A 7,647-nucleotide genomic window follows, 5' to 3' on the forward strand; every position below is an offset into this window, starting at 1 on the left:
CCAAAACTAAGCCCGCCGCCGGCCCGGCAACACGCCCGGTCAGCTTGGCAGGTTTGTTAAATCACTATGCTAGCTCACTCTCCGGGGCCGCTGTTGCCGGCTACTGCGCTTATGCTCGACCAGTTGCAGCTCGCCTACATCGTGCTCAACTGCCAGGGTTTTTTCATCGACGTCAACGAAACGTTTCAGGGCATCAGTGGCTACAGCCGGGCCGAATTACTGGGCCAGCACTACCACCAGCTGCTGGCCCCGCCCGACCGGCAGGCCGCGCGCATAGCGCGGCTAGGACGTATTCTGGACGGCAGCGAGGCTGGCCCCACGCACTACGAGTCGGAAATCAGCACCAAGGAGGGCGAAATCCTTACTATGCAGTGGCAGGCCAACCTACTGCGCGATGAGCAGAACAAAATAGTGGGCCTGTGGGGCGCGGGCTACCAGCTCACCGGCGGGCTGGTGGTGGGCAAACCCATGCCCGCCCTGCCGGAGCCCACCTATCTGCGCGAATTTTTCGACAGCTCGCACGACCTGATTTTGCACTTGAGTGCCACCAACGTGCTGCTGTTTGTGAACCGGGCAGGACAGGAAAAGCTGGGCTACACCGAGGCCGAGCTGCTGGGCCGCCCCCTCACCGACGTGGTGCATCCTTATTACCGCGCCAAGCTCCTCTACCAGCTGCGCCGCCTCTACGAGGGCCAGGCGCTCAACAAGCTCGAAACCGTGCTGCTGACCAAGTCTGGCCGGCCGGTGCATCTTATTGGCTCGGTGAGCAGCGAGCAGGTGGCGGGCCGCTTGCCCAGCGCCCGTGCCGTGCTGCACGACATTACCGACCGCATCAAGGCCGAGCGGCTGCAAAAAGTATACTACAGCATTGCCAACCTGGCAGTATCGGCCCACGACTTGCCGGCCCTTTACGGGGCTATTCACCGCGAGCTGGGCAAGGTTATCGAAACTGATAACATCTTTATCGCCCTCTGCGACGACGACCGCACGCAGCTCCAGTTTGTGTACTACGTTGACCAGCACGCCTACTTTGAGCAGGGCGGCGGGCGGCCGTTTTCGCTGGGCATTACCGAGTACGTGATTGAGCAGGGCCAGCCCATGTTCTTTACCCAGGCCGACTTGCTGCGCCTGATGCGCAGCGGCGAAATGACGGCCTTTGGGCGGCTGCCGGCCGTGCTGCTGGCTTCGCCGCTGAGCGTGGGCGACCGCACCATTGGCGTGCTCACGGTGCAGGAATACGAGCGCGCCGACCTCTACACGCCCGGCGACCTCGACATTCTGCACTTTATTTCGGGGCAGGTGGCGCTGGCCATCGACCGCAAGCGGCAGGAGGAGCACGTGGCCCGCCAGAATGCGCGCCTCAACGCCATTTTTGAGAGCGGCGACAACCTGATGTGGAACGTGAACCGCCAGGGTATTCTGGTATCATTCAATCGTAACTACGCCAATTTTTACCAGCTGCGCAACGGCGTACTGCCTACGCAGGGCCAGAGCGTATTTGAGAATGACATTGCACTGAGCGATAAATCTACGCGTAAGCTATTCAAGAACAGCTATTTATCTGCCGCGCAAGGCACCGCGCAGCAGCTGGAAGTGCAGCTGCGCATGGCCAAGGCCCCCAGCATCTGGCTGAGCGTGAACATGGCCCCGGTATACTTGTCGGACGGCTCGTTTGAGGAAATTTCGGGGCAGGCCCAGGATATTACGGCCAGTAAAAACTCGCAGTTGGCGCTGGCTGCGCAGGAAGAGAAGTTTCGCTCCATCTTCGAGTCGTTTCAGGACATTTACTACCGCACCGACCGCGAGGGCCGCTTTACCATTCTGAGCCCCTCGGTGCGCGATGTAATGGGCTACAACCCCCTGGAAGCCCTCAGCTACCACGTGCAGGACTTTTACTGGCAGCCCGAACAGCACCAGGTAATGCTGCGCACCCTGCGCGAGCACGGCGAGCTGCGCAACTTCGAAACCCAGCTGCGCCACCACAACAATTACCCCGTGAGCGTGCTCGTGAACGCCCGCCGCACCAAGTTTGGCACCGAGGGCATTGCGCGCGACATCACCGAGATTCGCCGCATTCAGGACGACCTGCGCCTGGCTAAGGAGGAGGCCGAGGCCGCCTCGGCCGCCAAAACGCAGTTTTTGGCCAATATGAGCCACGAGTTGCGCACGCCCATGAACGGCATCATTGGCATGATTGACCTGCTGGGCCAAACCAACCTCGACGGCGAGCAGGCCGATTACGTAGACACCCTGGGCACCAGCACCGAGTCGCTGATGACCATCCTCAACGACATCCTGGACCTGTCCAAGATTCAGGCCGGCAAAATGCGCCTCAATGAGGCCCCCCTGGAGCTGAGCCCGCTGCTCGATCGCCTAGTGGCCCTGTTTCAGTACCGGACTACTCAAAAAAACCTGCGCTTTACGTGCATATTGGCCCCCGGTACGCCCACCATCGTTATTACCGACGAAACGCGCCTGCTCCAAATTCTTACCAACCTCATTGCCAACGCCATCAAGTTCACGTCGCAGGGCTCGGTGAGCGTGGTAGTGTCGGCCTCGCCGGCCGAGGAGGACTTTTACACCCTGCGCTTTGCCGTGCAAGACTCCGGCATCGGTATTTCGGCCACCGATGCCGCCCGGCTGTTCACCAGCTTCACGCAGCTCGACACCACGCCCAGCAAAGCCTACGGCGGCACGGGCCTGGGCCTGGCCATCAGCAAAGAGCTGGCCGAGCTGCTGGGCGGTACCATCGGGGTGCTGTCGGACACGGGGGAGGGCAGTATTTTTTGGTTTACTATTCGTTGCCAGGTACTCACCCCGGCCCTGGGCACCGCGCCGGCCGCATTGCTCACCCCGGCCCCGCCTGCTCCGCTTGCCCTGCCGGCGCCCGCGCCAATAGCCCTGCCTATGTCCGCCTCCCCCCCCGCTATACCCGCCAGCACCGAGCCCCTTGCGCCGGGGCCTCGCATTCTGCTGGTCGATGACAATGCCATCAACCAAAAGGTAGCCGCGCGCTTGCTGAGTAAGCTCAACTACCAGGTCGATATTGCCAGCGACGGCTACGAGGCCATTGCCCGCGCCACCGCGCCCGATGCTGATTATCAGCTGATTCTGATGGATATCCAGATGCCCCGCCTCGACGGTATTGCTGCTACCCACGCCATTAAGGAGCAGCTGGGCGCGGCCAGCCCGCCCATTGTGGCCATGACGGCCTACTCCATGCCCGACGATGCGGCCCGCTTTGTGGAGGCCGGCCTCGATGACTACCTGGCTAAGCCCGTGCGGCACCAGCAGCTAGCCGACATCCTCACCCGCTGGATAGCCCCGCCGGCCGCCAAGCTGGCGCCGGTGGCTCCCGTGCTAATCGACCCCGATGTGCTGGCGCACCTGCTCGATTTGGGGGGCATCGACTTTGCCAATGAGCTGTACGTCGAGTTTGTGGAAGAAGCCTCCGCCCTACTGGCGCAGGCCACTGTGCACTGGCAGGCGGCCAACCTCGATGGGCTACATCCCCTGCTGCACCAGCTCAAGGGCACGGCCGGTACGCTGGGCCTCACCCAGCTAGCGGCGCAGGCACTGGTATTGGAAAAAGCTGTTAAACACAAGGAAAACAGTATTTTGCAAGCCGGAATACCCGAGCTAAACCGGTTGTTTGAGCATTTTATTGCTCATTACCCTACCCAGCTCACTACGTAGCCGGCGCGGCCGGCGGCCCTGGCATGCGGGGCGGATTGCTGATTTCTTGTAAAAAATGCCAGCTGCCGGCTGGGGTCGTGGCAAAGCGTGCAACGTTAGCTACTGCTTCACTGCACGTTCGCGGCAAACTATGCTGCAATAGTCGCGCAATACGTTCTTTTTAGTTGACATTGCGTTACGTTTAGTGTTTATTGTCCCTATTCCATTATACCCTTTCCTCTCACCCCCCCTTGCCCACCTTTCCTATGGCTCCCAGCGCTACCCCCAAAACCATCCTCATTGCTGAAGATAGCGGCGTCATCCAGGCCATTACCCGTAAGATTCTGGAGCAGCAAAAGTACCGTATTCTCATCGCCAAAAACGGCGGCGAAGTATTACGGCAACTCGAAGCCCAGCTCGAAAGCCAGCCCGTCAATGGTGTGCTGATGGACATTAATATCCCCGTTCGCAACGGCTTGGACTGTACCCGCGACATTCGGGCCCACGCCGACCCGCGCATTCAGGAACTCCCCGTGATTGCCATTACCGGCAACGCCAATAACTACTCCATGGAGCAGTTTCGAGAGGCAGGCATTACCGATTACCTCCCCAAGCCGCTCGACTTTGATGCCCTGGTGCGCATGGTGCGCCAGCACATCGGCTAGCTGCGCATCGTAGCCAATGGCTGTTGGCTGGCTAGCCGCTTTTTTTGTTGCCCAAAAGCTAACGGCCAACAGCTATTGGCTAAACGCCTATAACTATGAAACTGACCTTCCTGGGCACGGGCACCTCCTCGGGCGTGCCGATGATTGGCTGCACCTGCCCGGTGTGCCGCTCGCTCGACTACCGCGACCACCGCCTGCGGGTGTCGGTGCACCTGGCCGTGGAGGGGCGCAGCCTCGTCATCGACACGGGCCCCGATTTTCGGCAGCAAATGCTGCGCGCCCACATCAGCCACCTCGACGGCATCCTGTTTACCCACGAGCATAAAGACCACACAGCGGGCCTCGACGATGTGCGGCCCTTCAACTTCCGGCAGCAGCAGGAGCTGCCCATCTTCGCCGAGCCCCGCGTGCTGGAGCAGCTTAAGCGCGAGTATGCCTACGTATTTGCCGAGCACAAGTACCCCGGCGTGCCGCAGCTGAGCGTGCACCCTATTCTCGACGACCAGCAGACTTTCGACGTGCTGGGGCTGGCCGTGCAGCCGCTGCGGGCCCTGCACCACAAGCTACCGGTGCTGGGCTTCCGGCTCGGTGGTCTGGCCTACATCACCGATGCTAATCACCTATCGGATAGCACATTAGCGCAGATGCGTGGGGCTGACACCATCGTGCTCAATGCCCTGCGCCACGAGCCGCACGTGTCGCACTTTACCCTCAGCGAGGCCGTAGCCATCCTGGAGGAGTTGCAGCCGCGCCGTGCTTACCTCACCCATATCAGCCACCAGCTGGGCCGCCACCGCGAGGTAGAGGCCCAGCTGCCGCCGTGGGTGCGGCTGGCCCACGATGGGCTCGCGGTGGATATTTAACAAGCAGCCGACCCTGGCAGCCAGGGCCGCGTGGCGTGCCTGCTACGTGGTGCAACACGCTGTTTCCACAAGCACCTGGGCCCAGGCTGGGCGCTGCTTAGGCCCGTAACCAGTTTATGCACACCAATTATTATTTTCTGCGCCAGCTGGCTCCGGCCCTCACAGCGCAGCTGCGGGGCTACCGCGTGGCTAGCTGCTTTTCGCAGGAAAAGGACGAGCTGGTCATCGGCCTGCTAAGCGAAACCGGCACCGAGTTTTGGCTGAAAGCGCAGCTGGGCGCGGCCTTCCCGGCGCTGGCCCTGCCCGAAACCTTCCACCGCGCCCGCCAAAACTCGGTCGACCTGCTACCCGAGCTGCTGGGCCGCACCGTGGCCCAGGTAACCGTTTGGCCCCAAGACCGAGTGCTGCAATTCACGTTTACCGAAGACGGGGCTACGCTGGTTTTCAAGCTCTACGGCCCCCGGCCCAACGCTATATTTCGGCCTGCGCCCGGCGCGCCGGCCCAGCTGTTTCACCAGCGCTACGCCACCGATGCCGACCTTGGCCCCAGCCCCGCCGATGCGCCCGCGCCCCCCGTGGGCCCCACCGGTAAGCTGCCCCCCGCCCTGGCCGACCTGCCGGCCCGCTTCCTGCGCGAGCAGCGTGGCTACGCGGCAGCTTCCTTACCCCAACAGCAGCAGCTCGCCGATGCGCTACGCCTGGAGCTGGAAAACCCGGCCCACTACTACGTCATTTACCTCGATGGCCGCACCCGCCTGAGCCTGGTGCCGCTGGGCGAGCTACTGGCCACGCTGCCCAGCGCCGACCCCATCGGGGCGCTGCGCCGCTTCGTGCCCCTGGCCCTGGCCCGCCGCGCCCTGGAAACCGAGCGCCGCCAGCTACGCCAGCTGCTCACGCGCCGCGCCGACGAGGCCGGCACCAGTGCCCACTTAGCTGGCCAGCGCCTGCACGCCTTGGCCCACGAGGCTGGCTACCGCCACCGCGCCGACCTCATCATGGCGCACCTGCACGCCATTGCGCCGGGCACGGCCCAGCTCGAAGTCATCGACTTTTACACTAATGAGCCCGTGGTGCTCAAGCTCAAGCCCCTCGAAAAGCCCCAGCGCACCGCCGAAAACCTCTACCGCAAGGCCAAAAACCAGCAGATAGAAGAGCGGCAGCTGCAAGGCCGCATCAACAGCCGCGAGGCCGAAGCCCTGCAAGCCCTGGAGCTGCTGGAAGAGCTGGATGCCCAGCCGGCCCTGGCCGAGCTGCGCGGCCTGCGCGCCTGGCGCAAGCAGCACGCCCTCGACCCCACCCCGGCCGCCACGAAGGCCGCCACGGAGCTACCTTTCAAAGTATTTGAGGACCAGGGTTTTACTATTCTGGTGGGCCGCAACGCCCAAAACAACGACCTGCTCACCCAGAAATACGCACACAAAGACGACCTCTGGCTGCACGCCAAGGACGTGAGTGGCTCGCACGTCGTTATCCGGCATCGGGCGGGGCAGCCGGTGCCCGAGCCCGTGGTGGAGCACGCCGCGCAGCTGGCCGGCTGGTACTCGCGCCGCCAGCACGACTCGCTGTGCCCGGTCACGGTGACGCCCAAGAAGTTTGTGCGCAAGCCCAAGGGCGCGCGGCCCGGCCAGGTGCTGGTCGAGCGCGAGCGCGTGGTGCTGGTAGTACCCGGCAATCCGTTCGAAAATGTAGCGTAAGCTTCAGCTTGCGAATCGCGCAGTAATCTCCCCACAATTTGCAAGCTGAAGCTTACGCTACATACAAAAAAAGCCCGCTTTAGAGCGGGCTTTTTTATTCTACGTGCGCGCGGGGAGATTCGAACTCCCACACCCGAAGGCACCACCCCCTCAAGATGGCGTGTCTACCAGTTTCACCACGTGCGCAAAGGGCAATCGGTAACTTGCAGTCGGCTTGTGGCCGAGTTCGCTGAGGCGGCGAACTGGGTGCAAATGTACTACGGCGGGCCACATTATCAAATTAACCGGCTGCTTTTAACTCAAAAAATGGCTCATTCAGGCTACCCTCATTTCTTTAGCCCTTACTTGGCAGCCCTTTAGCTGCCGCTGGGCTACCCCTATTTTTTCTGTTACGTATGCTCTCTCCTTCTCCACCGGCTAATAAAAGGTCTTTTTTCGGGCGCTTCGCTGAAAAAACTGCCAAGTATTCGGGCTCGACGGCCGTTTTTGTGAGTGCGGTAGGCATCGTGCTAATCTGGGCCATTACGGGACCGCTTTTCAAGTATTCCGAAACCTGGCAGCTGGTCATCAACACAGGCACTACCTGTATGGTCCCGGAGGATAGGGGAGTGGGTCAAGCGTCAGGTCACGTTTAAAGATAGTAGGATTTTTACGCCATTCGGCGCAAATGAATTCGTAGGGAGTCAGGCCCTTTAACCGCTTGAGCCGTTTGGCATAGTTGTAAGCAGCTAAGAAGGTCTGCAGGTGGGT

5 protein-coding genes, 1 tRNA gene and 1 pseudogene are annotated in these 7,647 nt (G+C 61.6%); 5 read left to right on the forward strand and 2 right to left on the reverse strand.

All coding sequences use genetic code 11. The annotated features are described in order from the left end of the window. The first annotated feature begins 66 nt into the window (after nucleotides 1-66). The 4 genes from QMK33_RS17625 to QMK33_RS17640 all read left to right on the forward strand — a co-directional run bounded on the left by QMK33_RS17625 (nucleotide 67) and on the right by QMK33_RS17640 (nucleotide 6,897). Complete coding sequence (locus tag QMK33_RS17625; RefSeq protein ID WP_283565934.1) at nucleotides 67-3,696, forward strand: PAS domain S-box protein; 3,630 nt, start codon at nucleotides 67-69, stop codon at nucleotides 3,694-3,696. A 245-nt stretch (nucleotides 3,697-3,941) separates the two neighbouring features. Next, nucleotides 3,942-4,340, forward strand: coding sequence for a response regulator (locus QMK33_RS17630; RefSeq protein ID WP_283565935.1), 399 nt, complete (start codon nucleotides 3,942-3,944; stop codon nucleotides 4,338-4,340). 95 nt (nucleotides 4,341-4,435) lie between these two features. After that, nucleotides 4,436-5,203 carry an MBL fold metallo-hydrolase gene (locus tag QMK33_RS17635; RefSeq protein WP_283565936.1) on the forward strand — a complete coding sequence of 256 codons (768 nt, stop codon included), beginning with the start codon at nucleotides 4,436-4,438 and terminating at the stop codon, nucleotides 5,201-5,203. A 116-nt stretch (nucleotides 5,204-5,319) separates the two neighbouring features. Further along, on the forward strand, nucleotides 5,320-6,897 hold the full coding sequence (locus QMK33_RS17640; protein ID WP_283565937.1) for an NFACT RNA binding domain-containing protein: 1,578 nt from the start codon (nucleotides 5,320-5,322) through the stop codon (nucleotides 6,895-6,897). Between the two features lie 104 nt (nucleotides 6,898-7,001). Here QMK33_RS17640 and QMK33_RS17645 read toward each other — a convergent pair. Next, a tRNA-Leu gene (locus tag QMK33_RS17645) sits at nucleotides 7,002-7,083 on the reverse strand. Nucleotides 7,084-7,292: 209 nt separating this feature from the next. On the opposite strand from QMK33_RS17645, the gene QMK33_RS17650 reads away from it, so the two are divergent. Continuing rightward, a complete protein-coding gene (locus tag QMK33_RS17650; RefSeq protein ID WP_283565938.1) occupies nucleotides 7,293-7,532 on the forward strand; it encodes a low affinity iron permease family protein in 240 nt (79 codons plus the stop codon). On the opposite strand, the pseudogene QMK33_RS17655 reads toward QMK33_RS17650, so the two are convergent. After that, a pseudogene (locus QMK33_RS17655) lies at nucleotides 7,477-7,647 on the reverse strand (IS481 family transposase); the annotation flags it as partial. The gene QMK33_RS17650 and the pseudogene QMK33_RS17655 overlap by 56 nt on opposite strands.

The sequence above is a fragment of the Hymenobacter sp. H14-R3 genome (genome assembly GCF_030063445.1).
Lineage (GTDB): Bacteria > Bacteroidota > Bacteroidia > Cytophagales > Hymenobacteraceae > Hymenobacter.